We start from the raw sequence: 26,418 nt of genomic DNA, 5'->3' as shown, positions 1-26,418 counted from the left end.
CCCCGATGGACTCGAGGCTGGAGACCTGCTCGTCGACAATCTCGAACCGGATGCCTTCCATTTTCCCCACCATTCTCTTCCGGGAATTCCTACCGTGCGTGAAACAGATTATGGAGAAGCGACCGCCCCCGGCATCACGGATAGCCGTAGTATGCGGACGGCATGCGATCCGCGACTATGCGAGACCGAGCGAGACCGCCCGTTCGACGACCTCCATCCGGTTGCGCGCGCTGAACTTCGAGAGCAGATGCCGCATGTGGTACTCGACGGTGTTCTCGCTGACGAACAGCGCGCCGGCGATCTCCCGGTTGCGCAGGCCCCGCCGCAGCAGATCCAGGACGTCCCGTTCCCGGCGGGTGAGATGCGGCGCGGGACCGGTCGCGCGCTCGCGCAGCACTTCCGAGAAGACCCGGTCCATGATGTTGACGCCCAAGCTGTGCGCCGCCTGGATGGCGGCGACGGCACGGCGCGGCCGAATCGTTTCTTCCAAATAGACCCGGCAGCCGCGGCGCATCCAGCGGTCGCAGCGGCGCCAGTCCCGGGCGTGGCCGAGGACGGCCAGTCTGACGTTCTCCCGGACGGCGTTGGCCCCGGCGAACAGGCGCTGGATGTCCCCGTCGTCCAGCTCCGGGCCGGCCAGCAGCCAGTCGGCCTGCCGGGCGTGCACGACGGGTATCAGCTCGTCGCGGTCCGGACAGCTGTGAATGTAGGCGCCCTCGTAGTGTTCACATCCGTTCAGCGGCAGCGCCAGCCAGCTGCCGACCAGGACGATGGAGCAGTCTCCCCGCTCGATACCGGCGGGGGCACGCGTGGATCCCTCGAGCGACGAACGAGTCACAGAAACCTCTTCCCGAAAATCGACAACCGTCTGCACCGGTGGAATTTTTCGGTTCCGCTGGCCGGACTCGGCGGCGGTTCAGGCATCCTCGGTGATGCCGAAGCGCGCGTGGAGGCGCCGCAGCGGGCCTGGCGCCCACCAGTTCGCCCGGCCCATGACCACCATGAACGCCGGGACGAGCACCCCTCTGATCAGTACGGCGTCCACCAGCACGGCGAGGAACATCCCCAGGCCGAGCAGTTTGAGCACGGAGATCGCGGAGCCGGCCAGCGCGATCAGGACACCGCCGATCAGCACGGCGGCGGCCGTGATGATCGGGCCCGTCCGGCCCACTCCTTCGATGACGGCCCGTCTGTTGTCCCGGTGGATCGCGTAGTGCTCCCGGATGCGGGACATCAGAAAGACCTCGTAGTCCATCGACAGGCCGAAGGCCGCACAGAACATCAGCACCGGGACGGTGACATCCAGATAGCCCGTCGAGGTGAACTCGCCCACCAGCCACTTGAGATGGCCGTCCTGGAAAACGTAGACCATCGCGCCGAACGAGGCGGTGAGGCTGAGCGTGTTGAAGACGATCGCCGTGGCCGGCACGACCAGGCTGCCCGTGAACAGGTAGAGCAGCAGGAACATGAGCAGCACGATGACGCCCAGGGCGTAGGGCAGCCGCTCGGCGATCACGGACTTGGTGTCCGCGAACAGCGCCGCGTCGCCCGCCACGAACACCTGTCCCGGCGCGGGCTGCGACCTGAGCCGGTGGACGATCTGCTCGGCGCGCTGCGAGAAGGCGTTGTCACGGGGCACGACCAGCAGCCGGGACACCTCGCCCCGCACATAGGCGGGGGCCGGCAGCGCGGCGTCGCGCACCCGCGAACCCCCGGCGTACGCGCCGAGCTCGGTGTCCACGTACGCGACGCCGTCGATCCGCGAGACCTCGCGGAAGTACGCCTCCCGCTCGCCCCGGGGAGCGTCGCGCAGGACGACATGGACGGGGTTGAGGGCGCCGGCCGCGTAGTCCCGTTCGACCACACGCGCCGTACTGTGCGCCTCGGCGCTCACGGGCAGCACCCGTTCGTCCGTCAGCCCGAACTTCGCCTGGGAGAAGGGCAGTCCCAGGGCCACGAGGAGGATCACCACGGGGACCGCGACCAGCAGCGGGCGCCGCGAGACCCGCTCGGCGGCCCGCTCCCAGAAGGGCGGCCCCGGCTCGCCGGCGGGGGCCCGCCGGAGCCTGCGCAGCAGGGGTGTGATGTCGCCCGCGTCCAGCCACCGGCCGAAGGCCAGCAGCGCGGCGGGCAGCACCACGACCGCGGCGACACCCACGATGAGCACGGCGGGGACGGCGGCGTACGCGAGGGAGCGCAGGAAGTACAGCGGGAAGATCAGCAACGCGCTCAGGCACAGGGCGACGGTGAGCGAGGAGAAGAAGACCGTGCGTCCCGCCGTCCGGATCGTGGCGACCGCGGCGGCGTGCGGGTCGAGGCCCTTGCCCGTCTCCTCGCGGAAGCGCATCAGCAGCAGGAGGCTGTAGTCGACGGCGAGGCCGAGGCCGAGCGCGGTCGTCAGGTTCATCGCGAACACCGACACATGGGTGAACTCGGTGACCAGACGCAGGACGGCCAGGGTGAGCGCCACGCCGATCACTCCGACGAGGAACGGCAGCAGCGCGCCCGCGGCCGTGCGGAAGACCAGGAGCAGCACGAGCAGGATCAGGGGCGCGGCGACCAGTTCGGCCTGGACGAGGTCCTCGTCGCTCTGCTTCTGCAACTCCGCGTTGGCCTCGGCCTCTCCGGTCACGTCGACGCGAAAGGGCGGCCGCTCGCCGCGGAGCCGGGGCACGAGCCGCTTGGCCGTGTGCTGGACCTCCTCGTCGTCCCCCTTCAGCCGCACCGCCACCACCGCGGAGCTGCCGTCCTTCGCCCGCAGGGAGCTGTCGCCGGTCGTCCAGTAGGAGTCCGCGGACGCGACGCCGGACCATGGCCGGATCCGCTCCGTGAACGCCTTGCCGGCCGCCGCTACCGCCGGGGTGTCGGCCCCCTCGCGGGCCGTCAGGACGAACAGCAGATGCGGCTTGCTCACCCCGAAGGTCTCGTTCAGGGTGTTCTGGGCGATGCGGAGGTTGCCGGTGGAGGCCGCGTAGCCGCCGTTGGACAGCCGGCTCACGACCCCGGTGCCGTAGACACCCGCCAACGCGGTGAGCAGAAGGGTCAGCACCAGCACGGCCCGGCGCCGGCGCAGCGTGGCCACGGCGAGCCGCACCGGCCAGGACGGAGCGGGTGTCTCGTCGGCGTTCCCGGCGGCCTTCTGCTGTCGCGAACCTAACGGTCCGTTCGCCCCGGACATGCGTGGCCCCCGTCCCCCTCGACTGGGCAATTAATCATACAGGAGTGTATGTATGATCACCAATGGCGCCACCGAATCCGCATGTCAGCGGAAAGCGGAAGCGGGTCGAAGAGACTGACGCGCCCTCAGCCGGTGGGTGAAGAACCGCTCCTCTCCTATCACTTCGAGCATCGCCGGCCGGCTCGACGCGTCCGTACCCGGAGGCGGCGTGAAGAGGACGAGCCGCTGATCACCCTCGGGGGCGAGCAGGACCTGGCAGTCGAGCGAGACCGAACCGATCTCCTGGTGGAGAGCACGCGGACGCGGCCGTGCCGGCGGACGGCCACCTCGTGCAGTTCCCACAAGGTGCGGAATTCGTCGCCGGCCTCGCTCGGCCGCGCCCTCCACGCCGCGATCGCCGGCTGCTCGTACGCGGAGACCGACGCCGGGCACCCGACGCGCCCGGCGCTCCGGGCGCATGCACGACCGGTCCCGCCGGGGGATCATCGGGGCATGGTCCGATCTCTCAGGCTGTCCCAGGAGCCCGAGGCCGACGCGCTGCTGTCGCGCAGCCCGCTCGCCGCGCTGGTGGGGATGCTGCTCGACCAGCAGATCCCCATGGAGTGGGCGTTCACCGGCCCGCACACCATCGCCCGGCGCCTCGGACGGGACGATCTCGACGCGCACGAGATCGCCGCCTACGACCCCGACGCCTTCGCCGAACTGCTCTCGGCCAAGCCCGCCGTGCACCGCTATCCGGGCTCCATGGCCAAGCGGGTGCAGCAGCTGTGCACGTTCCTGGTCGAGCACTACGACGGGGAGGCGAGCGCGGTCTGGGAGGGGGCGGCCGACGGGAAGGAGCTGCTGCGGCGGCTGAACGAGCTGCCCGGCTTCGGCAAGCAGAAGGCGCAGATCTTCCTCGCCCTGCTCGGCAAGCAGTTCGGGGTGACGCCGAGCGGCTGGCGGGAGGCGGCGGGGGCGTACGGCGAGGAGGGGTCCTACCGATCCGTCGCGGACATCACCGGGCCGGAGTCGCTGGGCAAGGTCCGGGCATACAAGCAGGAGATGAAACGAGCCGCCAAGAAAACCTCACAAAAGGCGTGAACGCCCCGCAGTGTCCTTGAGCGTCGTCCTTGAACGTCCTTCGGCGCGTCGCGCGGCGGTCGGGCCGTCGCGCCGCAAGACTGTGGCCCATGGGTGCCAAAGCGTTCCTCGAAGGCGGCCCGGACGACCTCCCCGAGCGGGTCGTCCCGATCACCCCGCCCGGTGTCGAGCTGAAGATCCCGTTCCGTGGCGGGTACGAGCACTTCAAGGCCACGCCACGGCACCAGGACACCGCCGAGGGCCGGCTCGTGATCTACGAGTGGTCCGAGCGGACCGAGGTCGCGGAGTAGCGACCGGCGACGGCCGCACACCTGGGTGCACGGGTGCCTGGGTGCACGGGTGACCACACGCGCCACACGCGTGGCTCGCACCCGATCGCATGAGGATCGGATGAGATCTCGCCGTCCAACCCGCCGGTACGCGGCTGATGCGGCTGATTGTCACCTTCGCGGCCCCGCGCCGTGGCTGCGCCGGGAGCCGCTCGCCCGGTAGGCTTTCCGTGTGATCTTCAAGCGCATCGGAAACGGGCGGCCGTACCCCGACCACGGCCGGGAGAGCACCCGGCAGTGGGCGGACGTCGCCCCGCGCCCGGTGCGCCTGGACCAGTTGGTGACCACGAAGCAGCAGCTCGACCTGGAGACGCTGCTCGCGGAGGACTCCACCTTCTACGGCGACCTCTTCGCCCACGTCGTGAAGTGGCGCGGCGACCTCTACCTCGAGGACGGTCTGCACCGTGCCGTCCGCGCCGCGCTCCAGCAGCGGCAGGTGCTGCACGCGCGCGTTCTGGAGCTGGACTGAGCGCTCCCCGGAAGCGGTCGTTCAAGGGCAGTTACCGGTAGCAATCGGCCACTATTGACCCTTTTGGGTAGGCGTACCCGCAAGCCATTGATCATCTAGTAGGCAGCGGCCCATGCCCGCACTACGCTGCGCCCATGAGCATGCTCACCCCTCCCGGCATGGGCGGAAAGTACCGCATCACGGGCCATCGCTTCCCGCACATGCGCCGCCCCCGCAACCGCCGCAGGATCGTGCTCGCCGCAGTCGCCACGGCCGCCGTGCTGGGCCTGGCGGGGTGGGGAACCCTGCAGCTCGTCGACGTCTTCTCCGGTGGTGGCGGCAGAGGAACGCAGGCCTCGTCCAAGGTCCGGTCCGGTGACTGCAAGACCGGCGCCAAGGCCGCCGGGCAGGCCGTCCCGAGGGAGCTGCCGAAGCCGACCGACATCACGGTCAACGTCTACAACGCCACTCCGCGCACGAACCTCGCCAAGGAGGCGGCGGACGAGCTGCGGCGGCGCGGCTTCCGGATCGGCAAGGTGGGGAACGCGCCGGCCCTCTACGACAAGAAGGTCCCCGGCGCCGGGCTGCTGCTGGGCTCCCCGGACGCTGCCGAGGGGGCGCTGAAGGTGCTGGCCACGCAGCTGGCCGGGACGGAGACCAAGAACGACCAGCGCGAGGGCCAGGACGTCGACCTCATGATCGGCGACGCGTACAAGGAACTCGCGTCCCGCGAGGACGCGGACCGCGCCCTGGAGGAACTCGGCGAACCGCCGCTTCCGACGGCCCAGCCGTCCGACTTGCCGTCGGATTCCCCGTCCCCGTCGTCGCCGCCACCGTCCCCGGCGGCCCCGGCCCGCGCGCCGTCACCTGCGGTGACCCGCTGCTGAGCCCACGCCCCATTTCCCGCCGCGCGGCACGCGGTCGGCTGAGGCCTCGCCTCAGCTTCCCGCCGTCGCGGCGGGGCAAAGGTACGCACCCCGCACGGTGTAGCGGCTCACCCCGGCCGCAAGGCCGGCCCGGCACCGCCGGGCTCCACCGTCGTGCTTTCCCGCCGTCGCGGCGGGGCAAAAGGTGACGACCCCGTACGGAAGGGCTGGGTCAGCCCGCTGCGCCGTACATGCGGTCGCCCGCGTCGCCGAGGCCCGGGACGATGTAGCCGTCCTCGTTGAGGCGCTCGTCGACGGAGGCGGTGACGACCGTGACCGGGGCGCCCTCCAGCTCGCGCTCCATGACCTTGACGCCCTCGGGCGCGGCGAGGAGGCAGATGGCGGTGACGTCGTCGGCGCCGCGCGCGATGAGCTCGTTGATGGCGGCGACGAGCGTGCCGCCGGTCGCCAGCATCGGGTCGAGGACGTAGACCTGGCGGCCGGAGAGGTCCTCCGGCATCCGCGTGGCGTAGGTGGACGCCGTGAGCGTCTCCTCGTCGCGGATCATGCCGAGGAAGCCGACCTCGGCGGTCGGCAGGAGCCGGACCATGCCGTCGAGCATGCCGAGCCCGGCGCGCAGGATCGGCACCACGAGCGGGCGCGGGTGGGAGAGCCGGACGCCGGTGGTCGCGGTCACGGGGGACTCGATGTCGACCTGCTCGGTGCGCACGTCCCGCGTGGCCTCGTACGCGAGCAGGGTGACCAGCTCGTCGGCGAGACGGCGGAAGGTGGGGGAGTCGGTGCGCTTGTCGCGCAGCGTGGTGAGTTTGTGCGCCACCAGCGGGTGGTCGACGATCTGCAAACGCACAACTTCCTCCATGGGCCTGAACTGCAACAACGGCCGCAGTCGCGGCCCACAAAACAGGCTACCTGGCGTCACAGGTCGGACAAGTCCGCCGGTCGGCCGAAGGCGCGGACCCCCTGGTCACCGGCGGCGGCGGACGTCGGGGGTGCGACGGGAGTCTGTCGCGGCCCTGGCATCAAACCACCATGCGGGGGGAAAGTGGGCACGTACGCCCGGTCTGTCGCTCCGGGCGAGGAACCTCGGCACGAGGTGGTGCTGCCCATGGCCGGCCAGGACGAACGAGCGAACGGGTCGCCGCGGAGGACCCGTGGGATACAGACGCCGGACGGCGGTCCGGAGAGCGAGACCGACGCGGACGCGGAGCGCAGGCGCAGAAGGGCCCAGTTCCTCCGCGAGCTGAACGAGGCCAAGGAGCTGCGCGACCGCGTGCAGCCGCGCCGGGCGCGGGCGGCCCGGATGCGCCAGCAGCTGCGCATGCGGACCTTCCGCTGGTGACGCGGCGGCGCGGCGACGCGTCCGTACGGACCCCACGTGAGCGACATCTCTTCGGACTGCTGCACGACGCAGCGCGGAAGACCTCTCGCAACGGCGAGGTTTCTGCCACGATTCCGAATGGGCGGGGTGCCCCCCGTCCGGCCCGGCACCGCTTATGACCAGTGGGAGAGTCACGGTGTACTTCGCCGCAATGCTCGCGCGCACCGCAGACGGGTGGGAAGCGAGCGACACAGAACTCGACAACGTGGAGACCCTGTCGGACATCGCCGACCTGGCCCGCGAGGCCTCGTCCGAGGACGACACGGTCCTGGTGCTCATCGAGCAGGAGGACGCCTGGTTCGGCGTCGTCCGGGTGGACGGCGAGGACGATCCCCGCGTGTTCGTCTCGAACGGCGCCGTAGCCAGCCGCAGCTCGTACGGGGCGATGCTGGTCGACGAGCTGCTCGGCCGCGACGAGAGCGAGGAGGACGATCTCGACAGCCTCGACCTCGACGGCACGGAGGACGGCGAGCCCGAACCGGTCGAGGAGGAGACGGACGACGCGGCCGCCGCCGAGCGGGCGCCGGCCGAGCCGGTGGGCGACGCGGGCCTGCTGGACGACCTGGGGGTGAGCAGGAAGGAGCTGCTGGACCTCGACGGGGACGCGCTCAGCAGCATCGCGGACGCGCTCGGTTGCACGGAGGTGCTGGAGGCCGTCCGCTGACGCCGGCCCCCGCGGGTTCGCCCACACTGGTGCCATGAAGGAAGCCGTTCCGGGCCCGACGCACGAGCACGAGCCCGTTCCCGACACCGCCCCCGACCCCGTCCGCGACCCGTGGCGCGATGCCATGCGGGCCGCTCTGGCCGAGGCGGTGCGGGCCCCCGCCACCGGCGACGTGCCGGTCGGCGCGGTCGTGCTGGGCCCGGACGGCTCCGTGATCGGCCGCGGCCGCAACGAGCGCGAGGCCACCGGCGATCCGACCGCCCACGCGGAGGTGCTGGCCGTCCGCGAGGCCGCGCGGGCCGTGGGCGAGTGGCGGCTGACGGGCTGCACGCTGGTCGTGACGCTGGAGCCGTGCACGATGTGCGCGGGGGCGATCGTGCTGTCCCGGGTGGACCGGGTGGTCTACGGCGCGGTCGACGAGAAGGCCGGCGCGGCCGGCTCGCTCTGGGACGTCGTCCGCGACCGCCGCCTCAACCACCGCCCCGAGGTGGTCTCCGGCGTCCTCGCCGACGACTGCGCCGGCCTCCTCACCCGCTTCTTCCGCGACCGCGACCGGTAACCGATTTCGGAGCACGGCCACCTGTCCGCTAAGCTCTCTCTCGGTAGCGTGTCCGAGCGGCCGAAGGAGCTCGCCTCGAAAGCGAGTGTGGCGCAAGTCACCGAGGGTTCAAATCCCTCCGCTACCGCCGAGAACCGCCCCCGACCTGCGGAAACGCAGTCGGGGGCGGTTTTTTCATGCGCCCGGCACGCCCCGGGCCCACCCCGGAGCGGGTGACGCGCAAGCCTCGAACGGTACAAATCCCCCCATAGCGGGTAGGCGTTCCGACGTGTCCGGTCACCCGCCGCCCTCGTCCCCTCCCCCTCGTCTCCGCTTCCGCGTCCTCGGCCCCGTGCGCGCCGAGCGGGACGGACAGCCGCTGGCGCTCGGAAGCCCGCAGCAGCGGGCGACGCTGGCGGTGCTGCTGCTCCGCGGCGGGCAACCCGTGCGTACGCCGGAGCTGATCGACGCGCTGTGGGGCAAGCGGCCCCCGGGGCAGGCCGAGGAGACCGTCGGCACGTACATCGCCGGACTGCGCGAGGTGCTGGAGCCGCCGGACGAGGCCGGCCCGGTCATCACGGCGAACGCCACAGACGCCACAGACGCCGACGCGGGAGCGGACGCGCACGCCGCGGACACCGCGTACGCCGCCCGTTTCCGGCCCGAGCAGCTGGACGCGGCCGTCTTCGAGGAGCATCTGGCGGCCGCCGCTGCCGCCCGGGCCGCGGGGGACGTCGCGGGCGCGTACGAGCGGCTGAGCGTCGCGCTGCGGCTCTGGGAGGGGGACACGGCGGCGGCCGGGCTGCCCGGCCCGTTCCTGGAGGCGGAGCGCGAGCGGCTCGGCGAGCTGCGCGTGGCCGCCCGGGAGGAGGCGCTGGACTGCCTCCTCGCTCTCGGCCGGCACGCCGACGCGATCGCCGGCCTGCGGACGCTGACCGTCGAGCATCCCCGCCGCGAGCGGCCGCGCGCGCTGCTGATGCTGGCACTGCACCGCTGCGGCCGGCAGGCGGAGGCGCTGGCCGTGTTCACTGAGTACCGGCGGGTGCTGGCCCGGGGCCACCGGCGCGACGCGGCGCCGAGCGCGGAACTGGCCCGGCTGTACGAACAGGTGCTGGCCGGTGACCCGGTGCTGGCGGCGCCCCTCCAGCCGGTCGTGACGGCGGCGACGGCGCCCGCCGCGCCGGATCTGCTGCCGCCCGACGTCGCCGGTTTCACCGGCCGGGAGCGGCTGACCGCGCGGGTCCGCGAGGCGCTCGCCGGCGGGAACGGAGGGGCGACGGCGATCGTGACGCTCACCGGGCCCGGCGGCGCCGGCAAGACCGCGCTCGCCGTGCACGCCGCCCACGCCCTGCGCGGCGACCGGCCCGACGGGCGGCTCTTCCTCGACCTGCGCGGCACCGACCCGTCCCCGGTCGACACGCCCACCGCCCTGGCGCACTTCCTGCACGCGCTCGGCGTCGCCGAGAGCACCCTGCCGGAGGGGCAGGAGCGGCAGCTGGCGCTCTATCAGTCGCTGCTCGCGGACCGGCGGATGCTCCTCGTGCTGGACAACGCGTACGACACCGAGCAGGTCCTGCCGCTGCTGCCGAGGGGACCGGGCTGCGCGGTGCTGGTCACCACCCGGACGCCCGGCCTCGCGCTGCCCGGCGCGCACGTGCTGGAGGTCGGCCCCATGGACCGGCCGGACGCGGCGGCCATGCTGGCCGCCGTCGCGGGCCCGGGCCGCCTCGGCGGCGCGGACGGGGCTGTCGACGACGTGCTGGCGGCCTGCGGGGGCCTGCCGCTCGCCCTGCGCGTCGCCGGGGCGCGGCTCGCCACGGACCCTGCGGCGACACCGGACGAACTCGCCGGCCTGCTGCGTGACGAGCGGCACCGGCTCGATGCCCTGCACCTGAGCGAGGAGGACGGCGAGGGGGCGGCGGAGCCCGTCCTGCGGGTCGGTTACGAGGCGCTGGCCCCCGAGCCCGCCCGTGCCTTCCGGCTCCTCTCGCTGCCCGACGCGCCCTGGCTGGACACCACGGGCGCCGCCGCCCTCCTCGACGTCCCCCCGGACGCCGCCGAGGAGCTCGCCGCCGCTCTGACCGCGGCCGCCCTGCTGGAGACGCCCGGTCCGGCCCGCCACCGCCACCACGATCTGCTCAAGCACTTCGCCCGGCGGCAGAGCGAGCGCGTCGACAGCCCGCCGGTGCGCGACGCGGCGCTGCTGCGGCTGCTCGGCCACCACCTCGCCACGGCCGTCACCGCGCTCCGGCTCGTACGGCCCGACAGCCCCGTGCCGCGTCATCTGCACGAGCCGGGGACGCCGGGACGCGCGCTGCCCGACGCGGCCGCCGCGCGCGACTGGACGCGCGACGCGCATCCGCATCTGCTCGCCACGGTCGACCAGGCGCTGCGCCTCGACCTGCCCGGCGGGGTGCGCTCGGCGGTGGACCTGCTGACCGCGTGGGCCGAGCTGGTCCAGGGCACCGCCCGGCACCAGGAACTGGAGCCCACGGCCCGGCAGGCGCTCGAACGCGCGCGCAAGGAGCGCGACGACGTCGCCGCCGCCCGCGCGCTGCGGCTGCTCGGCACCCCGCACTTCGGGCCGGACACCTACGAGCGCGCGGAGACGGAACTGCGCGCGGGCCTGGCCCTGGCCGAGAGCGCCGGCGACGCCCTCGTCCTGACCATGGGCTCGTACGAACTCGGCCTGGTGCTGCTGGCCATGGGCCACCCCGGCGAGGCGCTGCCGCTGCTGACCCGGGCGGAGGAGCGGCTGCGCGCCGAGGGCGCGGCGAGCCGTGCCGCCGAGGCGCTGGCCCACGCCGCCCGCGCGCACCTCGACCTGGGCGCGACCGAGGAGGCGATGGCCGCCTCCGCCGCGGCGACCGACCGGGCCCGGGAGCTGGGCCACGTACCGACGCTGGTCGACGTGCTGCACGAGGCCGGGCGCGTCCTGATGCGCGCCGACCGGCCCGCGGGCGCCGCCGAGCGGCTGCGCGAGGCACTGGCCCTGGAGCCCGAGCCGGCCGACCCCCGCCGCCAGGCGCTGCTCTGGGCCCGGCTGGCGCACTGCCGGATCCGCCAGCGGCAGCACCGCGAGGCCGCCGCCGACGCCGAACGCGCCCTGGAGATCGAGGCCGAGCTCGGCGACACGTACTGCCGCGGCCTCGCCCTCGCCGCGCGCGGCCGGGCGCTGCTCGCCCTGGGCGAACCCCGCGTCGCCCTGGGCGCGCTGCGCGAGGCGTACGAGGTGCTCGTCCGGCGCGGCGCGGCGGAGGCGGCGGACGTACGGGCGCTGCTGGACGAGGAGTTCCCGGGCGAGCGGGACACAAGGGTGTGAAAGCCGCGTGGAATTTCCTCCGCAGGCGCACCCGAATGTGGTGGAATCGGCCGGGTCCGGCTCTCTGAAGAGGACCCCATGAAGGTTCCCACCCACATCGTCGCCGCCCACTGCGTGGTGACCTTCCCCGCCGTGGTCGACATCGCCAACGCCCCCGGCCTGCGCACGGCTCTGCGACAGGTCATCGAGGAGCACGCGGACACCTGCCGCGGCCTGGTCGCCGACCTGTCGGCGTCCCGGTTCGTCACGGCGACCGCGCTGTCGGTGCTCGTGGAGGCGAGACTGCGGGCGCGCGAACACGGCATGCGGCTGTGCGCGGTGGCACCGGCGCCGCTGGCCCGCAAGGCGTTCACGCTGACGGGGCTGCACCGCGTCATCCCGCTGTACGCGACCCTCGGGGACGTCCCCCGCCCCAGGCCGGCGCCCGCGGAGAGGTGAGCCCGGCCGGCGGATGCCCCGGGGCCCCGGGCCGCCGGGAGGCGCTACGCGGGAACGTTCCGCCCGGCGAACGGGGAGGGGCACGCCGCCGGGAAGCTGTCCAGCCAGGTGAACGCCGTCTCGACGCCGGCGATCCGGATCACCTTCGACACCATCGGCCCGCCGCGCACCACCCGCAGCCGTCCGCCGCACCGGACCGACCGTCCGCGCGCCCGCATCAGCAGCCGCACGCCGCTCGCGTCCAGAAACGTCACTCCTCGCAGATCGATCACAACGTCGGACCGGTTGCGCGCGGAGAGGGCCTCCACCCGCGGGCCCAACTGCTGCTCGGCCAGGATGTCGATCTCCCCGAGCAGTTCTATGACAATCGCTCCCCCCGCCACGCACTCCCGCATGGTGAAGGCGAGCTCGTACACGCCCATGGCGAATCTCACCGCCTCCCCTTACCGGGTGTTGCCTTTGTGGTGCCCAGCCTGCGGCGCGTTGTCACCTGCGCCGCGCCACGGTCCGGGCGGCCGCGGCGGAGCACCCGGACACCGAACAGGCCCCCCCTCTCGCGCATGCGTGCGGTTAGACTCACGCGAACGCACGCAAGGGACGGCAGGGGAGGCAGTGCGCCATGGCACAGGCGAAGCGGATTGTGCTCTGGGCACTCGGCATCTTCGTCGCGTACACGATCATCCACTCCCCCGCCCGGGCGGCCGAGCTGGTGCAGATAGGGTTCGAGGGCATATCGGACGCCGCCAAGAGCATCGGCGAGTTCATGACCCAGCTGGTGAACTGACCCGGCATCCGTCCGTGCCGCCCCACCGAGTCGACCGAAGGCAGCTCACGTGATTCGCCATCTGGTTCTGTTCAAGCTCAACGAGGGCGTCGGCCACGACGACCCGCGCGTCCTCGCCGCCGTCCGGGCGACCGAGGAGCTGGGCGGGCTCATCCCCGAGCTGCGCTCGTGGGAGTGCGGCGCGAACCTCTCCGACCGGCCGATCGCCTACGACTACGCCATCAACTCCGCCGTCGAGGACGCCGACGCGCTGCAGCGCTATCTGGAGCACCCGGCCCACCAGGCGGCCGTCGGCCAGTGGCGCGAATTCGCCACGTGGGTCATCGCGGACTACACGTTCTAGACCCCTTGCCACGGCGGGCCGACGGGCCGCGCCACGGCGCGCACGACGCGAGACACCCGGCCCCTCACCTTTTCCGTGAGGGGCTTTTCGCATGGTCAACTCTCGGTCAACACGGTGTTATGCGGTGCTTGCACACAGTGGACATGTCTTGTGATGCTATGACCGCTTTTGCCGGATGAGTTGACCGTGAAGGGGTGGTGTGACCGTGCCGGCTCGTACTGCGCCCGAAGCCCCGCTCCGGCGCGAAACCACCGCCGAGGAACCGGACGTCTCCGAGCCACCCCTCGCCCCGGCGGAGGACGCGGCCGACACCGTCGGCACGCCGCGCCGCGCGGACGGACCGGCCGGGGAGCCCGCCCGGGACCCCGCCGAGGCGCCCGCCGGCGACGCCACGGACAGCGAAGGCGCGGGCGACGAAGGTGCGGAGGGTACTGACGGCGCACACGCCCCCGCGAGCGCCCCCCGTACCCGCGAGAGCCGGGGCGCGGACGCCCGGGCACTGACCCAGGTGCTGTTCAAGAAGTTCGCCGGCCTGGAGCCCGGCACACCGGAGCACGCCCGCGTGCGCGCCGCCCTGATCGAGGCCAACCTGCCGCTCGTCCGCTATGCCGCCGCGCGCTTTCGCAGCCGCAACGAGCCGATGGAGGACGTGATCCAGGTCGGCACGATCGGCCTGATCAACGCCATCGACCGCTTCGACCCCGACCGCGGGGTGCAGTTCCCGACCTTCGCCATGCCGACGGTCGTCGGCGAGATCAAGCGCTACTTCCGCGACAACGTCCGCACCGTGCACGTCCCGCGCCGGCTGCACGAGCTGTGGGTGCAGGTCAACGGGGCGACCGAGGACCTGACGGTGCTGCACGGCCGCTCGCCGACCACCGCCGAGATCGCCGAACGGCTCAAGATCGGCGAGGACGAGGTGCTGGCCTGCATCGAAGCGGGCCGCTCGTACCACGCCACCTCGCTGGAGGCCGCCCAGGAGGGCGACGGCCTGCCCGGGCTGCTCGACCGGCTCGGCTACGAGGACCCCGCGCTCGCCGGGGTCGAGCACCGTGATCTCGTCCGCCATCTGCTCGTACAGCTGCCGGAGCGCGAACAGCGCATCCTGCTGTTGCGCTACTACAGCAATTTGACGCAGTCGCAGATCAGCGCGGAGCTGGGGGTGTCCCAGATGCATGTGTCCCGGCTACTGTCACGGAGCTTCGCCCGGCTGCGTTCCGCAAATCGAATCGACGCCTAACCCTTGCGGGTGACCCCTCCCCCGATGTCACGCGGCAGATAAGTCGACTTGACGCTACAGCGTGTTGCCGACATGTGACATTCTGCTGGAACTGCGTTTGCCGCAGCACGGCCTCCGGTATTCAGGTGGAGGCTGAACCCCCTCAGCACGAGGGAGTTGCTGTGACCCGTCCGCGACCTCAAGGGGGTGGCATGTCCGTAGACCTGGGCAGCGCGAAGGTGCTCGCCAACGACGCACCGCACGCCGTGCTCGACGACTGCGAAGCCATCGACACCCGCACCCTCTCCCGCTCCCTCTTCCTGCGACTGGCGACCCTCGAGCGGGACAGCCCCGAGCGTGCGTACGTCCGTGACACGCTGATCGAGCTCAACCTCCCCCTCGTGCGCTACGCCGCCGCGCGCTTCCGCAGCCGCAACGAACCGATGGAGGACATCGTCCAGGTCGGCACCATCGGTCTGATCAAGGCGATCGACCGCTTCGACTGCGAACGCGGGGTCGAATTCCCGACGTTCGCCATGCCGACGGTCGTGGGCGAGATCAAACGCTTCTTCCGCGACACCAGCTGGTCCGTGCGCGTCCCGCGCCGGCTCCAGGAGCTGCGCCTGGCCCTCACCAAGGCCAGCGACGAGCTCGCGCAGAAGCTCGACCGCTCGCCGACCGTCCCCGAACTCGCCCTGTGCCTCGGGGTCTCCGAGGAGGACGTGGTCGACGGCCTCGCCGTGGGCAACGCCTACACCGCCAGCTCCCTGGACTCCCCCTCCCCCGAGGACGACGGCGGCGAGGGCTCCCTGGCCGACCGCCTGGGCTACGAGGACACCGCGCTGGAGGGCGTCGAGTACCGCGAGTCCCTCAAGCCCCTGCTGGCCAAGCTGCCCCCGCGCGAGCGGCAGATCATCATGCTGCGGTTCTTCGCGAACATGACGCAGTCCCAGATCGGCGAGGAGGTCGGCATCTCGCAGATGCACGTCTCCCGGCTGCTGACCCGGACGCTGTCCCAGCTGCGCGAGGGTCTCATCGCGGACTGAGCACACCCGCACACATGTACAACTGACGGATCGTCAGCCACACTTGGCCGATGCGACGGAACGCGTACGCAGTCCACGTCTCCGTTTCGGCCGCCGCACTCGCCCTGGGCGCCCTGCTCACGGGCTGCGGCGGCGACCGCGACGGCTACGTCGCCTCGGGTGCCGCCGGGTCCGGCATCTCACGGGCGGACGGGGCCGTTCCGCCGACGGGCCACGTGGAGTACGTACCGCTCGACCCCGGCGGGACACCGGCCTCCGGCCGTCCCACGGGCCCTGCCCCATCGGCCACGGGCGCCACAAGCGCCCTCCGGCACTCCGGCAGCCCGGGTTCCGGCACCGGAACGGACACGGACCCCGCGACCGGCGCCGACCGCGCCGCACCGGGACCGTCCGCGTCGTCGCGCGCGCCACGGCCCGCGCCGCCGGCCGCCCCGGTGAAGCCCTCGAAGCCCTCGACGCCCTCCGGGCCCTCCGCACCGGGCAGCGGCAAAGCCACCCCTCCCGGTTCCCCGGCCGCCCTCACCGTCGGCGCACCGCGCCGCGCACCGGCCGGCGACCGCTGGTGCGAGAACGTCACCGTGTCCTTCACCAACACCGGCGGCCGCCCCGTCACCGGCGGCCTGGTCGTCCTCGGCACCCACATCGTCGACCTGTTCGGCACGGACTGGGCCACCCTGCCCTCGGTCCAGCCCCTCCCCGCGCCCATCGACGCCGGGCGGACGGCCGAGAAGACATGGACCGTGTGCGTGGACCCGTGGCGGGTGCCGCTGGGCACGCATATCGAGACCCGGGACGCCTGGGCGGACTGGACGTAGCGGCCCCGGCGGGGCCGCGGCATCAGCCGAACGCGAGCCAGGCGACCGCGGCGATCACCACGATGGCGGCCACCACGGCGGCGATCAGGCCGACGCGCGGACCGGACGCCGGAGCGGCGGCGGGAGCCGCGGCCTGACGGACCGGGGCGGCCTCGTCGACGAAGGCGCGGAACATCTGGGTGCTGCCTGCGGCGTCCTCACCACCGTGCGCGCCCTGCGGGGGCTGCTGCCCGCCCTGCGGGGGCCGGGGCGCCTGGGCCTGCGGGTAGGAGGCGGCCGGCTGCTGCGGCTGCCCGTACGGTCCGGGCTGCGGGGCCTGGCCGTGGGGAGCGGCCTGCGGGGCGGCCTGGCCGTAGGGGTCCTGGGCGTAGTGGTCCTGGCCGTAGGGGTCCTGGCCGTAGGGGTCCTGGGCCTGCTGCCGGCCGTAAGGATTCTGCTGCTGACCGTACTGATCCTGCGGCTGCCGGCCGTACGGGCCCGGCTGCTGCTGCGCGTACGGGTCGCCCTGCGGGTACTGCTGGTACTGCTGGTGCTGGGGGCTGTGCGGGCTCTGGGGGTCCTGGCTGTACGGGGGGTACTGGGGATCGGCCATGGGCCAGGACCCTAGCGAAACGATCTCGCCAGGGGTCGGCAGGGGCCTGCGCGGGCATGGCGTGTGGCCATTTTTGGCGGTTCCTTTACCCGATAATCCGCCAAATTCGTTTGCCTTCAGTAACCAATCACTTCTATGGTTGCTTTAAGCAACCGATACCCCTGGAGTCGACGCGCCCATGGCCGCCCACGAGCAGTACGAGGAGCTCGCCCGTCAGCTCAGCGCCATCGGGGCCGTCAAGCGCGGCCTGAACCGGGCCCTGCCCCCGCAGTGCCCGCCGGCGGCGGCCTTCACGCTGTCGATGCTCCGGCGGTACGGCGAGCTGCGCATGAGCAGGATCGCCGAGCTCCTCGACGTCGACATGTCGGTCACCAGCCGGCACGTCGCGTACGCGGCGGAGCACGGCTGGCTCGACCGCAAGCCCGACCCGCTGGACAAGCGGTCACGGCTGGTCACCCTCACCCCCGAGGGCGAGGCCCTGCTGGACGAGGTCTCCGCGCGCTGCGTGGACGCCCTCGCCCACTGCCTGCGCGACTGGTCCGACGACGACGTCGGCCTCCTCAACGGCCTGCTGGCCCGGCTCCGCGAGGGCTTCGGCGAGTGCCGCACCCCGCGCGCTCCGGAGCGGCAGCCGGCCGGCCCCCCGGCCCGTACACCCGCGTAAGTCACACACCCGACGCAGAACAGGAAGTCCATGTCCAAGACCACACCGGCCGGTGTGCGGGGCGGCGAGGCCGACGGCGGAGGCCCGCAGGCCCCCGGCGCCACCCCCATGACGCACCGTCAGATCATGGAGGCGCTGTCCGGGCTGCTGCTCGGCATGTTCGTCGCCATCCTGTCCTCGACGATCGTCTCCAACGCACTGCCGGAGATCATCCACGATCTGCACGGCAGCCAGTCCTCCTACACCTGGGTCGTCACCGCCGCGCTGCTGGCGATGACCGCCTCCACGCCGCTGTGGGGCAAGCTCTCCGACCTGTTCAGCAAGAAGCTGCTGGTCCAGATAGCCCTGGTCGTCTACGTGGCGGGCTCGGTCGTGGCCGGTCTGTCGCAGAACACCGGCATGCTCATCGCCTGCCGCGTGGTCCAGGGCATCGGCGTCGGCGGTCTGTCCGCCCTGGCGCAGATCGTCATGGCCGCCATGATCTCGCCGCGCGAGCGCGGCCGTTACAGCGGCTACCTCGGCGCGACCTTCGCCGTCGCCACCGTCGGCGGCCCCCTCCTCGGCGGCGTCATCACCGACACCAGCTGGCTCGGCTGGCGCTGGTGCTTCTACGTCGGCGTGCCGTTCGCGATCATCGCGCTGATCGTGCTCCAGAAGACCCTGAAGCTGCCGATCGTGAAGCGCGACGTCAAGGTCGACTGGCTGGGCGCCCTCTTCATCACCGGCTCCGTCACCCTGCTGCTCATCTGGGTCACCCGGGCGGGCAAGGGCAAGGACTACGACTGGCTGTCCTGGCAGACCGCCGTCATGGTCGGCGGCTCGATCCTGCTCGCCGCGCTCTTCGTCCTCGCCGAGGCCAAGGCCGCCGAGCCGATCATCCCGCTGCGGCTGTTCCGCAACAAGACGATCGCCCTGTCCTCCCTGGCGAGCCTCTTCGTCGGCGTCTCGATGTTCGCCGGCACGGTGTTCTTCTCGCAGTACTTCCAGCTGGCCCGCGGCGAGTCGCCCACCATGTCCGGCCTGCTGACCATCCCGATGATCGGCGGCCTGTTCGTCTCGTCGACCGTCTCCGGCCAGATCATCACCAAGACCGGCCGCTGGAAGGCCTGGCTGCTCAGCGGCGGCGTCCTGGTCACCGCCGGCATGGGCCTGCTCGGCACCATGCGCTACGACACGCCGTACTGGCACCTGGCCATCTACATGGCGCTCATGGGTCTCGGCATCGGCATGATGATGCAGAACCTGGTGCTCGCCGCGCAGAACCAGGTCGAGCCGAAGGACCTCGGCGCCGCCAGCTCCGTCGTCACCTTCTTCCGCTCCCTCGGCGGCGCGGTCGGCGTCTCGGTGCTGGGCGCGGTGCTCGCCAACCGGGTGCCGGACTACGTCAAGGACGGCCTGACGGCGCTCGGCCCGAAGGCGGCCGCGGCGATGCAGCACGGCGGTACGGCCGGGGGCGGCATCCCCGACCTGAAGTCGCTGCCGGCCCCGATCCGCACGGTCATGGAGAGCGCGTACGGGCACGGCATCGGCGATGTCTTCCTCTACGCGGCGCCGTGCGCGCTGCTCGCCTTCATCGTGACCCTCTTCATCAAGGAGGTCGCCCTGAAGTCCCGCCCCGCCGCCGCCTCGTCCGGCGCGGAGGCGAAGGAGCCGGCCCGGCAGGCCGGCTGACGAAGACCCCGGGGACGGGGGCGCGCCCACGAGCGGAGTGCGCGCCCCCGCCCCCGGCGAGGGAAGCCCGAACGGCATTCTGGGCTCCCCTCAAGGCCCCGGCGGGCCGCGCCACCCACAGGCAGGGGACGGCCTGGGCGCGACCCCGCCGGGGCCTTTCGCTTGCCGCGCCGCTTGCCGCGTACGGTCAGGTCCGGGGTTCCACGCCGACGGGGCGGTGTGCGCCGGCCCCGGACAGGCCCGGCCCCAGGCCTCAGGGCGTGCGGTCGCGCATCGTCTCGATGCCCGCGATCACCGTTTCCAGCGCGTACGCGAAGTCCGCTTCGCGCATCTCCGCCACGCTCTTCCGGACGCGGGACTCCATGAGTTCGGCGGCCTCCTTGTAGGAGTCCGAGAACTCGTCACGCTCCCTGACCACGTTCATGACGCTCAGGAAGTGCTCCTCCTCGGTCACACCCGCCTCGCGGCAGCGCTCCCGGTACTGGGCCTCGACCGTGCTGAAGCCGTAGACGAACTGGAAGAGCACCGAGAGGGCGCCGGTGGTGCCCTCCATGGAGATGCCGCTGCGGCGCATCACGGCCAGGGCGGTCTCGGAGAAGGCCATGGCGTGGGGACCGATGTTCAGGTACTGGCCGACCAGGCGGCCCACCCAGGGGTGGGCGACGAGGACCTTGCGGTACTCGACGGCGAGCTGGCGCAGCTGGTCGCGCCAGTCGGCGTTCTCGTCGGCCGGGTCGGGGAGGGTGAGCTCGGCGGAGACCTCGTCGAGGGCGAGTTCGAGGAGGTCGTCCTTGGTGGCGACGTACCAGTAGACCGACATCGCGGTCACCCCGAGTTCGGCGGCCAGGCGGCGCATGGAGAACTTGGCGAGGCCCTCGGCGTCCAGCATCCGTACGGTGGTGGCGACGATGCGCGGCAGGTCGAGGGCGGGCCCGTCGCCCTTCCGCTTCGGGGCCGCGGGCTTTCCGGCCAGCCAGACGCTGGCCCGGGTGCCGTCGCTCGCCATGCGTGCTCTCCTCTGTGCGGGTGGTACGGGATCGATGCTAGGCCCTCGCCGGGCGGGGGCCGGGTGCGGGGACGGGGGCGGCTCCACCCCCGTGGAAGCCGCCCCCGTGTGCCGCCGGATGTCTCAGCCCTGCCCGGCCGGGGTCCGGCGCTCGGCCCGCCACAGGAGGACGGCGGCGAGCACGCCGCCCGCCAGGACCGCCGCCGCGCCGACCAGCTGGCTGGTCTGCACACCGGTGGCGAACGCGTCGGCTATCGCGGTGCGGTCGGCCGGGGTGCGGGCGTGGGAGAGGGCGGCGGGGAGGGAGCCCGCGCCGGCGGCGACGGCCGGGAGCAGGGCGGAGAAGCGGGAGGTGAGGACGGCGCCGAGGACGGCGACGCCCAGGCCGTTGCCGCACTCCTGGAGCGTGCCGTTGACACCGGCGCCGACGCCCGCCTTCTCCGGCGGGATGGCGGACATGATCGCGTTGGCCATGGCGGGCATCGACAGGGCGATGCCGATGCCCATGAGGATCAGGCCGAGCAGCATGCCGCCGTACCCGTGCGCGCCGAGGATCGCGATCGACGCGAGGCCCGCGGCCAGCAGGCCCATGCCGCCGGCGATGGCGACCGGCGTGCCGACCTTCGGGAGCAGCCGGGCGCCCACGCCGGTGAGGTTGAGGACGACGATCACCAGGGCGAGCGGCGTCATGCGCAGGCCGGTCTCCAGCGGGTCGTAGTTCAGGACGAGCTGGAGGTGCTGGGTGAGCAGGAAGAACGAGCCGCCCATGCCGAAGGCGACGAGGATGCCGCCGGAGACCGCGCCGACGAAGCGGCTGTTGCGGAAGAAGTGCATGTCGAGCATCGGGTAGGGGCAGCGGCGCTCCCACAGGGCGAAGAGGGCCAGGGTGACCACGCCGATGCCGGCGGAGGTCAGGACGTGGGCGGAGGTCCAGCCGTGGCCCGGGCCGGAGATGATCGCGTAGACGACGCCGGTCATGCCGATGGTGGACAGCAGCGCGCCGAGCAGGTCGGGGCGGTCGCCCTGGGGGTTCTTGGACTCCGGGACCCACTTGAGGACCGCGAGCAGCCCGAGGACGGCCACGGGCAGGTTGATCAGGAAGATCGACCCCCACCAGAAGTGGTTGAGCAGTGCCCCGCCGATCAGCGGTCCGGCGGCGAAGCCGAGCGAGCCGACCGCGCCCCACAGGCCGATGGCCTTGGGCCGCTCGTCGTCGTCGAAGACCTGCACGACGACGGCGAGCGTCGTCGTCATGAGCAGGGCGCCGCCGACGCCCATGCCGGCGCGGGCCGCGATCAGCTGGCCGGTCGTCCCGGACAGCGACGCCCCCAGCGAGCCGAGGCCGAAGAGGGCGAGGCCCAGGGCGAGCAGCTTCTTGCGGCCGTAGCGGTCGGCCATGCTGCCCGCCGTGAGCAGCAGTCCGGCCTGGACCAGCGAATAGGCGTTGATCATCCACTGGATGTCGGACGTCGCGGCGCCCATCTCCTCGGTGAGGGAGGGGATGGCGACGGTGAGGACGGTGTTGTCGAGCAGCACGGTGAGCTGGGCGAGGCAGATGACGGCGAGGACTGCCCAGCGCGTGGGGTTGCGCGGCGGCCGCTCCGTGGCGGCCTGCGGGGAATCGGCGATCGTCGCCGTCATGACAGCTCCCTTGTACGGTGTACGACTGGGTGACGTCGTACACCGTACAGGAGATTCTTCTACGCCGTACAGGGCTTTTTTCGGGGAGCTGTCCCGGCGGCTACTTCTCCGCGGGGCGCGTGAGGTCGTAGAGCGTCGTGCCGCCCACCGTGACCTGGGTGAAGTGCGACTGGACCCAGGAGGTGATCCGCGCGGACGGGCCCCGGCCGCCGTCTCCCGGCCCGCCGCCGCGGCCCTCGCCGCCGCCGGCGATGAAGTAGTGGATCTTCCCGGCCTTCACATACTCCTGGAACCGCTCCAGGGTCGGCGACGGGTCGCTGCCGTTGAAACCGCCGACCGGCATCACGGGCCGCTGCGTGGCGAGTTGGTAGCCCGCCGCGTTCTGCGAACCGACGGCCGCGGCGACCCAGGTGTACGAACCGGCGTCCCGCTCCAGGGCGTTCGCCGCCTCCTTGCTCACCTTCCGGCCCCCGAGGAGACCCCCCATTCCGCCGGGCATGCCCTCCGGCTTGTCGCCCGCACGGCGCCGGCCGTCCTGGCCGGGCCGGCAGTCGGCCGGGTCGCCGCCACGGCCGCCCGGGCCCGCCCCCTTGTGCGCGCCGGACGGCCACCCGCCGGGCATCCGGCCGGCGTCGCGGCGCCCGCCGCAGCCGGCCGGACCGCCGGGAACGCCCTCGTTCCCGCCACCCCGGAAGGCTCCGCCGGGAAACCCGCCCCGGCCGCCGCCGAAGCCCCCACCGCGAACGGGCGGGCCGGCGGTCACGATCGAGCCGCCGTGCGCGGTGTTCACCGTGTCGAGCGTGTACGCCACCGGGGCCGCCAGCGACACCGCCACGGCGAGACCCGCCGCCGCGCGCGCCTGCCGGACGCCCGCGCGCCGCACGGTCAGCAGGGCCGCGCCCGCCACCACGCCGCCCACCAGCACGGCCCACTTCAGCCACGGCAGCCACTGCGGCGTACGGCCCAGCAGCACGTACGCCCACCCGGCCGTGCCCACGACGAGGACCGCGAGCAGCGCGGTCGCCCGGCGCTCCCACAGCACGGCCGCGCCCATGCCGGCGAGCGCGGCGATATAGGGGGCGAGGGCGATGTTGTAGTACTGGTGGAAGATCCCGGACATGAAGCTGAAGATCCCGAAGGTCATCAGCAGCGCCCCGCCCCAGGCGAGGAAGGCCGTGCGCCGCGGATTCCCCGTACGGCCGCCCTGCCGCGTCAGCCACAGCCCGAGCAGGAGCAGGACGAAGGCCGCCGGCAGCAGCCAGGCGATCTGGCCGCCCATGTCCGGGCCGAAGAGCCGGGTGAGCCCGGTCTCGCCCCAGCGGCCGCCGCCCGGGCCGGCATGGCCGCCGACGCTGCCGGTCTCGTTGCCGTCGATGCGGCCGAGGCCGTTGTAGCCGAAGGTCAGTTCCAGGAAGCTGTTGTGCTGCGAGCCGCCGACGTACGGCCGCGAGGCCGCGGGCATCAGCTCGACGACGGCGACCCACCAGCCGCCGCTGACCACCAGCACCAGCCCGGCCAGCAGCAACTGCCCGAGCCGCCGCCACGGGCGGGCCGGGGCGCACACCGCGTACAGCAGGGCGAGCGGCGGCAGGATCAGCCAGGCCTGGAGGGTCTTGGTGAGGAAGGCGAGGCCGAAGCTCAGGCCGGCGGCCAGCAGCCAGGACGTCCGCGCGTCCTCCATCGCCCGCAGCACACAGGCGACGGCGCAGATCATGAGCAGGCACAGCAGCGCGTCGGGGTTGTCGAAGCGGAACATCAGCGCGGCGACCGGCGTCACGGCGAGCACCGCGCCGGCCAGCAGCCCGGCGCCCCGCCCGAAGTGACGGCGCACGGTCGCGTACAGCACGCCGACCGCGGCGACACCCATGAGCGCCTCGGGCACCAGGATCGACCACGAGCTCAGACCGAAGATCCGGACGGACAGTCCCATGGGCCACAGCGCGGCGGGCGGCTTGTCGACGGTGATGGAGCTCGCGGCGTCGGACGAGCCGAAGAAGAACGCCTTCCAGCTCGCGCCGCCGGCCTGCGCGGCGGCGGCGTAGAACTGGTTGGCGTAGCCGGACGCGCCCAGGTCCCAGAGGTAGAGCGCGGCGGTCGCGGCGAGCAGCCCGAACAGGGCGAGCCGCCCGGGCGCGGGGCGGCGGCTGACGGTCATGGGGTGGTGCTCCTCTGGTGCTGGTGGCCCGGCGCGAAGACCCACGCGCGCAGGAGAAGGAAACGCAGCGCGGTCGCCGCGAGGTTGGCGGTGACCAGGACGGACAGTTCGGCGCCCGCCGACGGGCCGCCCCCGGCCAGGTCCAGGGCGGCGAGCGAGCCGCTGGTCAGCGCGAGGCCGATGCCGAACACCACGAGCCCCTGCGCCTGGTGCCGCACGGCCCGCTCCCGGCCGCGCACCCCGAAGGTCAGGCGCCGGTTGGCGGCCGTGTTGCCGACGGCGGTCAGCAGCAGGGCAACGGCGTTGGCGAGCTGCGGGCCGGTCCCGGTGCGCAGCAGCGAGTACAGCGCCAGATAGGCGAGCGTGGACAGCGCGCCCACGACGCAGAAACCGAGCAACTGCCGTGCCAGCCCGCGCGGTACGCCCGGTACCGTCCGGTCGCGCGGGTCGTCGCCGAACGGCCGCGCCAGCCGGTCCAGCGGCAGCCGGCCGGTGGCCAGGGCGCGGCCGATCCGCAAGACGCCGCGCAGGTCGTCGGTGGCGGTCCGCACGAGGTGCACGGAGCTGTTCGGGTCGTCGACCCAGTCCACCGGCACCTCGTGGATCCGCAGCCCGGCCCGTTCGGCGAGCACGAGCAGTTCGGTGTCGAAGAACCAGCCGGTGTCCTCGACCAGCGGCAGCAGCCGTTCGGCGACGTCCTTGCGGATCGCCTTGAAGCCGCACTGCGCGTCGGAGAAGCGCGCGGCGAGGCCGGTGCGCAGGATCAGGTTGTACGCACGGGAGACGAACTCCCGCTTCGGCCCCCGCACCACCCGGGAGCCGCCCGCCAGCCTGGTCCCTATGGCCAGGTCGGAGTGGCCGGAGATGAGCGGGGCGACGAGCGGCAGCAGCGCGTTGAGGTCGGTCGACAGGTCGACGTCCATATAGGCGAGCACCGGCGCCCCGGAGTGCGACCACACCGTCCGCAGCGCCCGCCCGCGTCCCTTGCGCTCCAGCCGTACGGCCGTGACCTCCTCGAGCGCGTCGTCGAGCGCGGCGGATACGAGCGGGGTGCTGTCGGTGCTGGCGTTGTCCGCGACGGTGATGCGGAAGGGGTACGGAAAGGTGCCGCTCAGGTGCGCGTGCAGCCGGCGCACGCAGCGCTCGAGGTCGGCCTCCTCGTTGTACACGGGGATGACGACGTCGAGGACGGGCCCGGCGTCGGTCGTTACGGGCGCCCTGACGGGCAGTGGCTGGGGCATGGACCCAGAGCGTGGTCCGCGGCGCTGTCGTGGGGGTGTGCGGAGCCTGTGGCCGCGCTGTGAGTCCGGTCCGGCGCCGGGAACGCCACCCGGAACACCACCCGGAACACCGTCCGGCCCGGCGCGCTCGTGACGGTCACGTCGCCGCCGTGCGCCACGACGACCGCCCGCACGATGGCCAGGCCCAGTCCGGTGCCGCCGCCCTCCGCCCCGCGCGAGCGGCCCGCGTCGCCGCGGGCGAAGCGTTCGAAGACGTGCGGGAGGAGGTCCGGCGGGATGCCGGGCCCGTCGTCCTCGACCTCCAGGACCGCGCCGGGCCGCACCCGGGCCGTGACGGTCGTGCCGGGCGGGGTGTGGGTGCGGGCGTTGGCGAGGAGGTTGACCAGGACCTGGTGCAGCCGGGCCGCGTCCCCGGGCACGGTGACCGGCTCGGCCGGCAGGTCGAGGCGCCAGACGTGGCGGGGGCCGGCCGCCCGCGCGTCGCTCACGGCGTCGACCACGAGCGGAGAGAGGTCGAGGTCCGCGCGTTCGAGCGGGCGGCCGGTGTCCAGGCGGGCGAGCAGGAGGAGGTCCTCCACCAGCTCGGTCATCCGGCGGGCCTCGGCCTCGATGCGGCCGAGGGCGTGCCGGGTCGCGGGGCCGGTCTCCTCCCGGCCCCGGCGGGTGAGTTCCGCGTAGCCGCGGATGGAGGCCAGGGGCGTGCGCAGCTCGTGGCCGGCGTCGGCGACGAACCGCCGCACGCGCGTCTCGCTCTCCTGCCGCGCGGCCAGCGCCGAACCGACGTGTTCCAGCATGCGGTTGAGCGCCGCGCCCACCTGCCCGGCCTCCGTGCGCGGATCGGCCTCCGCGTCGGGCACCCGCTCGTGCAGCATCACCTCGCCGCTGTGCAGGGGCAGATGCAGCACCCGGTTCGCCGTGGCGGCGACGCGCCGCAGCGGCCGCAGGGCGATGCGGACGAGGGCGGCGGCCGCGATGC

General features: G+C 72.9%; 26 protein-coding genes and 1 tRNA gene. 17 read left to right on the top strand and 10 right to left on the bottom strand.

The window, feature by feature from the left end; all coding sequences use genetic code 11:
• Positions 1 to 175: 175 nt before the first annotated feature.
• Both AB0K09_RS08665 and AB0K09_RS08660 read right to left on the bottom strand, forming a co-directional pair.
• Positions 176 to 838, bottom strand: a complete 663-nt coding sequence (locus tag AB0K09_RS08665; protein WP_366064561.1) for a response regulator transcription factor — start codon at positions 836 to 838, stop codon at positions 176 to 178.
• Positions 839 to 916: 78 nt separating this feature from the next.
• Entirely contained in the window at positions 917 to 3,178 is a 2,262-nt protein-coding gene (locus AB0K09_RS08660; protein WP_366064560.1) for an MMPL family transporter, read from the bottom strand.
• 492 nt (positions 3,179 to 3,670) lie between these two features.
• Here AB0K09_RS08660 and AB0K09_RS08655 point away from each other — a divergent pair, with 492 nt between their 5' ends.
• The 4 genes from AB0K09_RS08655 (at position 3,671) to AB0K09_RS08640 (ending at position 5,925) form a co-directional block, all read left to right on the top strand.
• Entirely contained in the window at positions 3,671 to 4,261 is a 591-nt protein-coding gene (locus AB0K09_RS08655; RefSeq protein WP_366064559.1) for an HhH-GPD-type base excision DNA repair protein, read from the top strand.
• 89 nt (positions 4,262 to 4,350) lie between these two features.
• Positions 4,351 to 4,551 (top strand): DUF5988 family protein, encoded by a 201-nt coding sequence (locus AB0K09_RS08650; RefSeq protein ID WP_366064558.1) that lies wholly within the window; start codon positions 4,351 to 4,353, stop codon positions 4,549 to 4,551.
• A 211-nt stretch (positions 4,552 to 4,762) separates the two neighbouring features.
• Complete coding sequence (locus AB0K09_RS08645) at positions 4,763 to 5,059, top strand: type II toxin-antitoxin system VapB family antitoxin (RefSeq protein ID WP_004929488.1); 297 nt, start codon at positions 4,763 to 4,765, stop codon at positions 5,057 to 5,059.
• A gap of 134 nt (positions 5,060 to 5,193) precedes the next feature.
• On the top strand, positions 5,194 to 5,925 hold the full coding sequence (locus AB0K09_RS08640) for a LytR C-terminal domain-containing protein (RefSeq protein WP_366064557.1): 732 nt from the start codon (positions 5,194 to 5,196) through the stop codon (positions 5,923 to 5,925).
• A 211-nt stretch (positions 5,926 to 6,136) separates the two neighbouring features.
• Here AB0K09_RS08640 and upp read toward each other — a convergent pair whose 3' ends face one another.
• Positions 6,137 to 6,772 carry a uracil phosphoribosyltransferase gene (gene upp / locus AB0K09_RS08635; protein ID WP_366064556.1) on the bottom strand — a complete coding sequence of 212 codons (636 nt, stop codon included), beginning with the start codon at positions 6,770 to 6,772 and terminating at the stop codon, positions 6,137 to 6,139.
• A 258-nt stretch (positions 6,773 to 7,030) separates the two neighbouring features.
• Here upp and AB0K09_RS08630 point away from each other — a divergent pair, with 258 nt between their 5' ends.
• From AB0K09_RS08630 to AB0K09_RS08605, 6 genes are all read left to right on the top strand, one after another.
• Positions 7,031 to 7,264 carry a hypothetical protein gene (locus AB0K09_RS08630; protein ID WP_366064555.1) on the top strand — a complete coding sequence of 78 codons (234 nt, stop codon included), beginning with the start codon at positions 7,031 to 7,033 and terminating at the stop codon, positions 7,262 to 7,264.
• Positions 7,265 to 7,439: 175 nt separating this feature from the next.
• Positions 7,440 to 7,967, top strand: coding sequence for a hypothetical protein (locus tag AB0K09_RS08625; RefSeq protein WP_366064554.1), 528 nt, complete (start codon positions 7,440 to 7,442; stop codon positions 7,965 to 7,967).
• Between the two features lie 34 nt (positions 7,968 to 8,001).
• A complete protein-coding gene (gene tadA, locus AB0K09_RS08620; protein ID WP_366064553.1) occupies positions 8,002 to 8,526 on the top strand; it encodes a tRNA adenosine(34) deaminase TadA in 525 nt (174 codons plus the stop codon).
• Positions 8,527 to 8,568: 42 nt separating this feature from the next.
• A tRNA-Ser gene (locus AB0K09_RS08615) sits at positions 8,569 to 8,653 on the top strand.
• 204 nt (positions 8,654 to 8,857) lie between these two features.
• A complete protein-coding gene (locus AB0K09_RS08610; protein WP_366064552.1) occupies positions 8,858 to 11,827 on the top strand; it encodes a BTAD domain-containing putative transcriptional regulator in 2,970 nt (989 codons plus the stop codon).
• Positions 11,828 to 11,905: 78 nt separating this feature from the next.
• Positions 11,906 to 12,265, top strand: a complete 360-nt coding sequence (locus AB0K09_RS08605) for an STAS domain-containing protein (RefSeq protein WP_366064551.1) — start codon at positions 11,906 to 11,908, stop codon at positions 12,263 to 12,265.
• 44 nt (positions 12,266 to 12,309) lie between these two features.
• Here the strand turns inward: AB0K09_RS08605 and AB0K09_RS08600 are convergent, their stop codons facing one another.
• A complete protein-coding gene (locus AB0K09_RS08600) occupies positions 12,310 to 12,699 on the bottom strand; it encodes an STAS domain-containing protein (protein WP_366064550.1) in 390 nt (129 codons plus the stop codon).
• A 185-nt stretch (positions 12,700 to 12,884) separates the two neighbouring features.
• Between AB0K09_RS08600 and AB0K09_RS08595 the strand changes: the two genes are divergently transcribed.
• The 5 genes from AB0K09_RS08595 to AB0K09_RS08575 all read left to right on the top strand — a co-directional run bounded on the left by AB0K09_RS08595 (position 12,885) and on the right by AB0K09_RS08575 (position 16,472).
• On the top strand, positions 12,885 to 13,049 hold the full coding sequence (locus AB0K09_RS08595; RefSeq protein ID WP_366064549.1) for a hypothetical protein: 165 nt from the start codon (positions 12,885 to 12,887) through the stop codon (positions 13,047 to 13,049).
• Between the two features lie 49 nt (positions 13,050 to 13,098).
• Positions 13,099 to 13,392: a Dabb family protein gene (locus AB0K09_RS08590; protein WP_366064548.1), complete on the top strand. Its 294-nt coding sequence runs from the start codon at positions 13,099 to 13,101 to the stop codon at positions 13,390 to 13,392.
• 205 nt (positions 13,393 to 13,597) lie between these two features.
• Positions 13,598 to 14,632, top strand: coding sequence for a SigB/SigF/SigG family RNA polymerase sigma factor (locus AB0K09_RS08585; protein WP_366064547.1), 1,035 nt, complete (start codon positions 13,598 to 13,600; stop codon positions 14,630 to 14,632).
• 191 nt (positions 14,633 to 14,823) lie between these two features.
• Entirely contained in the window at positions 14,824 to 15,657 is an 834-nt protein-coding gene (locus tag AB0K09_RS08580) for an RNA polymerase sigma factor SigF (protein ID WP_366064546.1), read from the top strand.
• Positions 15,658 to 15,707: 50 nt separating this feature from the next.
• A complete protein-coding gene (locus AB0K09_RS08575; RefSeq protein ID WP_366064545.1) occupies positions 15,708 to 16,472 on the top strand; it encodes a hypothetical protein in 765 nt (254 codons plus the stop codon).
• A gap of 22 nt (positions 16,473 to 16,494) precedes the next feature.
• Here AB0K09_RS08575 and AB0K09_RS08570 read toward each other — a convergent pair whose 3' ends face one another.
• On the bottom strand, positions 16,495 to 17,064 hold the full coding sequence (locus AB0K09_RS08570) for a hypothetical protein (RefSeq protein ID WP_366064544.1): 570 nt from the start codon (positions 17,062 to 17,064) through the stop codon (positions 16,495 to 16,497).
• 178 nt (positions 17,065 to 17,242) lie between these two features.
• On the opposite strand from AB0K09_RS08570, the gene AB0K09_RS08565 reads away from it, so the two are divergent.
• Positions 17,243 to 17,728 (top strand): MarR family winged helix-turn-helix transcriptional regulator, encoded by a 486-nt coding sequence (locus tag AB0K09_RS08565; RefSeq protein ID WP_366064543.1) that lies wholly within the window; start codon positions 17,243 to 17,245, stop codon positions 17,726 to 17,728.
• Positions 17,729 to 17,758: 30 nt separating this feature from the next.
• A complete protein-coding gene (locus AB0K09_RS08560) occupies positions 17,759 to 19,399 on the top strand; it encodes an MDR family MFS transporter (protein ID WP_366064542.1) in 1,641 nt (546 codons plus the stop codon).
• A gap of 253 nt (positions 19,400 to 19,652) precedes the next feature.
• Here AB0K09_RS08560 and AB0K09_RS08555 read toward each other — a convergent pair whose 3' ends face one another.
• The 5 genes from AB0K09_RS08555 to AB0K09_RS08535 form a co-directional block, all read right to left on the bottom strand.
• Entirely contained in the window at positions 19,653 to 20,405 is a 753-nt protein-coding gene (locus tag AB0K09_RS08555; protein WP_366064541.1) for a TetR/AcrR family transcriptional regulator, read from the bottom strand.
• A gap of 123 nt (positions 20,406 to 20,528) precedes the next feature.
• A complete protein-coding gene (locus tag AB0K09_RS08550; RefSeq protein ID WP_366064540.1) occupies positions 20,529 to 22,046 on the bottom strand; it encodes an MFS transporter in 1,518 nt (505 codons plus the stop codon).
• Between the two features lie 100 nt (positions 22,047 to 22,146).
• The gene (locus AB0K09_RS08545) at positions 22,147 to 24,201 is read right to left on the bottom strand and encodes a glycosyltransferase family 39 protein (RefSeq protein ID WP_366064539.1); all 2,055 of its coding nucleotides are present in this window, start codon (positions 24,199 to 24,201) and stop codon (positions 22,147 to 22,149) included.
• Positions 24,198 to 25,442 carry a bifunctional glycosyltransferase family 2/GtrA family protein gene (locus AB0K09_RS08540; protein WP_366064538.1) on the bottom strand — a complete coding sequence of 415 codons (1,245 nt, stop codon included), beginning with the start codon at positions 25,440 to 25,442 and terminating at the stop codon, positions 24,198 to 24,200. Before AB0K09_RS08540 ends, AB0K09_RS08545 begins: the two co-directional genes overlap by 4 nt.
• On the bottom strand, positions 25,409 to 26,418 hold a 1,010-nt coding region (locus tag AB0K09_RS08535), incomplete at its 5' end, for a HAMP domain-containing sensor histidine kinase (protein ID WP_366064537.1). The genes AB0K09_RS08540 and AB0K09_RS08535, both read right to left, overlap by 34 nt.

The organism is Streptomyces sp. NPDC049577 (genome assembly GCF_040675635.1).
Lineage (GTDB): Bacteria > Actinomycetota > Actinomycetes > Streptomycetales > Streptomycetaceae > Streptomyces.
Note: the sequence above shows the minus strand (reverse complement) of the source record. Positions and strands in the feature narration are given on the sequence as shown.

Coding starts and splice junctions, on each gene's coding strand:
- AB0K09_RS08660 (WP_366064560.1), bottom strand. CDS start 3,178: ATGTCCGGGGCGAACGGACCGTTAGGTTCGCGACAGCAGAAGGCCGCC.
- AB0K09_RS08655 (WP_366064559.1), top strand. CDS start 3,671: ATGGTCCGATCTCTCAGGCTGTCCCAGGAGCCCGAGGCCGACGCGCTG.
- AB0K09_RS08650 (WP_366064558.1), top strand. CDS start 4,351: ATGGGTGCCAAAGCGTTCCTCGAAGGCGGCCCGGACGACCTCCCCGAG.
- AB0K09_RS08640 (WP_366064557.1), top strand. CDS start 5,194: ATGAGCATGCTCACCCCTCCCGGCATGGGCGGAAAGTACCGCATCACG.
- AB0K09_RS08630 (WP_366064555.1), top strand. CDS start 7,031: ATGGCCGGCCAGGACGAACGAGCGAACGGGTCGCCGCGGAGGACCCGT.
- tadA (WP_366064553.1), top strand. CDS start 8,002: ATGAAGGAAGCCGTTCCGGGCCCGACGCACGAGCACGAGCCCGTTCCC.
- AB0K09_RS08605 (WP_366064551.1), top strand. CDS start 11,906: ATGAAGGTTCCCACCCACATCGTCGCCGCCCACTGCGTGGTGACCTTC.
- AB0K09_RS08595 (WP_366064549.1), top strand. CDS start 12,885: ATGGCACAGGCGAAGCGGATTGTGCTCTGGGCACTCGGCATCTTCGTC.
- AB0K09_RS08580 (WP_366064546.1), top strand. CDS start 14,824: ATGTCCGTAGACCTGGGCAGCGCGAAGGTGCTCGCCAACGACGCACCG.
- AB0K09_RS08575 (WP_366064545.1), top strand. CDS start 15,708: ATGCGACGGAACGCGTACGCAGTCCACGTCTCCGTTTCGGCCGCCGCA.
- AB0K09_RS08570 (WP_366064544.1), bottom strand. CDS start 17,064: ATGGCCGATCCCCAGTACCCCCCGTACAGCCAGGACCCCCAGAGCCCG.
- AB0K09_RS08565 (WP_366064543.1), top strand. CDS start 17,243: ATGGCCGCCCACGAGCAGTACGAGGAGCTCGCCCGTCAGCTCAGCGCC.
- AB0K09_RS08560 (WP_366064542.1), top strand. CDS start 17,759: ATGTCCAAGACCACACCGGCCGGTGTGCGGGGCGGCGAGGCCGACGGC.
- AB0K09_RS08555 (WP_366064541.1), bottom strand. CDS start 20,405: ATGGCGAGCGACGGCACCCGGGCCAGCGTCTGGCTGGCCGGAAAGCCC.
- AB0K09_RS08550 (WP_366064540.1), bottom strand. CDS start 22,046: ATGACGGCGACGATCGCCGATTCCCCGCAGGCCGCCACGGAGCGGCCG.
- AB0K09_RS08545 (WP_366064539.1), bottom strand. CDS start 24,201: ATGACCGTCAGCCGCCGCCCCGCGCCCGGGCGGCTCGCCCTGTTCGGG.
- AB0K09_RS08540 (WP_366064538.1), bottom strand. CDS start 25,442: ATGCCCCAGCCACTGCCCGTCAGGGCGCCCGTAACGACCGACGCCGGG.